Annotated in this window: 2 protein-coding genes; both read left to right on the top strand. The window is 63.3% G+C overall.

Annotated elements, in window-relative coordinates; translation table 11 throughout:
- The first annotated feature begins 35 nt into the window (after nt 1–35).
- Nucleotides 36–1,493 carry a glycosyltransferase family 87 protein gene (locus tag ACLP9N_RS08380; RefSeq protein ID WP_442406958.1) on the top strand — a complete coding sequence of 486 codons (1,458 nt, stop codon included), beginning with the start codon at nt 36–38 and terminating at the stop codon, nt 1,491–1,493.
- A 1,066-nt stretch (nt 1,494–2,559) separates the two neighbouring features.
- On the top strand, nt 2,560–3,035 hold a 476-nt coding region (locus ACLP9N_RS08375; protein WP_442406957.1), incomplete at its 3' end, for a glycosyltransferase family 2 protein.

Genomic DNA, 3,035 nt, shown 5'->3' with positions numbered 1-3,035 from the left:
TCAGATACCGGCCGAATCAACCGAGGAGAACGCCCTTGAAGCGACCCGTCGAGTTGATGAGGGGCGCGATCACACCGATCCGGGAGCAATTGGCGACGGTCTGCGGCCAATCTGAGCGCACACTCGTGCTCGCCGCCGTCCTGTTGCTGTCGTTCGTGTCGGCGGTGACCGGGTTCGTTCTCGCCCAGTATTACTCCGTGGACGTACTTGCCTCGCTTACCGGAGTAGCCGAAGACTGCTGGCTCGACTGGGGCGTGCAGATCGGCCGACATTGCTTCAGCGACTATGCAATAACCGTCGACGAGGGTATGCGGCCCAATCCCTGGGGGCCCTACCCGACTTTTCTACCTTGGGACAACTACCAGGCGGGCTGGGTTAACTACCCGGCGGCTGCGTTGGTGCCACAATTGCTGTTCGCGGTTCCCACAAAGTTGCTCGGCGTGCCAAAGCTTGGTCTGATCGCTTTCCTGCTCGCGCTGACGGTAGCGGTCCTCGCACCGGCGTTCTGGGCATCCCGGGGGGCGCGCGGCCTGGAACGGGTGGTTGTGTTCGTGGTGCTGGGCGCCGCTGCCATGCCGGCATGGGCGGTGATCGATCGGGGCAACTCGGTGGGGTTCCTGGCCCCGATTGCCCTGGTTTTTCTGCTGGCGCTGCGCCGAGAGCGCTGGGGCCTGGTCACGATCACAGTTGTCCTGGCCGCTTTACTGAAACCGCAGTTCGCCATCCTCGCCGTCGCCTTGTTCGCTTCCCGACAATGGCGGCTGGGCGGCGTCGCGGTCGGCGGGGCAGTGATATCCAATCTCGCCGCTTACCTGCTGTGGCCGCGTGACTTTCCGCTAAACGTCGTGCTGTCGATCAAGGGTGTCTTAGGCTACGGCGGTTCGCCCTATGCGGTCACCTCACCGTATAACGTCTCGTTCGCGAGCGGGCTGTTCCACATCACCAATCGCGTTGCACCCCTGTTCGGGTATTCCGTGCTCATATTGTTTGTGGTCTGTGTCCTCGGTCTCGGGCGGCGCATCCCCCCGGTAATGGTGGGCATCGCGCTTCTGGCCATGGCCACACTCTTCCCCTTCCAGGCGTTCAAGTATTACCTGGTGTTCGCCCTACCCATCGCTGCGTTGGTAGTTCGCGACCCGGACGGTCCGCCAGGATCGGGTATCTTCGACCGCCTCGCCAACCTCGGTGATCGCCGTCGCGCCGTCGGCATCTGCGTGAGTCTGGCCGCGACGCTGAGCATCACGTGGATCGCCTTGCCCAGCACGCCAACCCAGGCGTTGATCGCGGGGCAGAAGGGGATCATCGGGATTGTCGGCACCACGCCCTTAGTTCCCACAACGGTCGGAGTGACGTCACTCCTGTGGTTGGTTACCTGCGCGGCCATCATCGTCTCCTACACGCGAAGACCTGCCCCAGGCGTTGAAGGGGCCCGCACCAATTCGGCACCCGGCGAACTCAAGCCGGCAGCTGCGTCCCGGCGGGATCGTCAGTGAATCGACCAGTCCCAATGTTCCACGGGCGCAGGCGTTCCCGAACTGCGTAGCACCGTCACCGCGTGCATCCGGTTGCATTTTTGCCCGCCGTCGTACCAGTCACGACCAGCACCCGCGAGTGATCGGAATTGGTGCTTCCCGTGACAAATATCATGAGCCCGTTATCCGCGGTCCCCCACAACCACTTCGTTTCCCTGGTTCCGCTGAATTCGGTCGTGACCGTCTTACACCAGGGCCGTCCGTCGAAATCGCGGAAAACCGGCAGCTGTGGTGCCAGATCGGACTCCACGCTGTCGCGGTTGCGATACACCACCCAATTCTCGAAATAGGTGTCGAGACGCTGTGCGAGCTCCGAGCCCGGTGGCATCGTTAGCTGCGTGACTACCTGCGACCGGGGCCCGCTCGCGAGAGGTGTCGGTGATTGTGGGGCAGTGCTAAAGCCGTTCGGGCCTGGGGCGGACGAAGTGCTCGTGTTGGTCGGCGGTAATGTGCGGAATGCGTCGTTTATGTTCCGCAGCGAACAGCCGCTTAGTACCACGGCCATAACCCCTGCGGCCGCCGTCGCACGCATCATGGTCGCCAATCCTAAAGAACCGTTGCCGGTGTTGAGTATGTTTGGTGACGTGCTCGGGCGGGCCGCCCTTGCTGCCGTTCGGGGTTGTGGCCACGCCGCCTCCGGCCTCACCAGGGCGAGGACTCGCGGAGCTCGGCGGTGCCAGCTAATGAGGCCAGCGCCATGCCGATTGACTGGCGGTCCGGGGCCAGGCATCAAAACGCGACGATGCTTCAGACAAGCTATCGGCATGAGAGCCGCGTGTCCGATGGAGCCGAACGGCCGGAGTCGCCACTCCGAACGTTGGCGCCGAGCCAGCCCAGTTGCGGGCTCACGAGTCGGGGTGGTGCGGGTTTCACTGAGTCGCCACCGGCCGGCGGCTCGCCGTATTTTCCCTGTTCATGGAGCGGCATTGGGCGAAAAGCAACCGTTGAGTTACGGATTGTCGAAGTCGTCAGGCGATATTTGCCCAAATCCCGGCGCGAAGCGTACCTGAGAACTACCCTAAGGCCCATGACCGTGCTGTGTCATCCGGCGGTCTCCGTGGTCGTGCCGTGCTTCGACGAGGAAGACGTGCTGCCGCTGTTTCTGAGCCGGATCGGGGGTGTGCTGGACTCATTGGGCGGGACCAGTGAGTTGGTTCTGGTCGATGACGGTTCGAGGGATCGGACCTGGGAAATCATCGAAAAGGCGGCCGTGGAGGATCCGCGCGTCGTCGGCGTGCGGTTGATGCGCAATCATGGGCATCAACTCGCGCTCACCGCGGGACTGAGCGTGTGCCGCGGAGAGCGTGTCCTCATCATTGACGCCGACCTGCAGGATCCACCCGAGCTATTGCCCGAGATGATGGCGCTCATGGACGACGGCGCCGACGTCGTCTACGGACAGCGCCGCCGGCGTGAAGGCGACGGCATGCTGAAGCGGGCGACTGCCGCGATCTTCTACCGGCTGATCGGCCGCATGACCGAGGTTGATATCCCCTGCGACAC

Origin of the sequence: Mycobacterium sp., assembly GCF_052144515.1 — a bacterium.
Classification (GTDB): domain Bacteria; phylum Actinomycetota; class Actinomycetes; order Mycobacteriales; family Mycobacteriaceae; genus Mycobacterium.
This window is presented reverse-complemented; position numbering and strand designations above follow the sequence as displayed.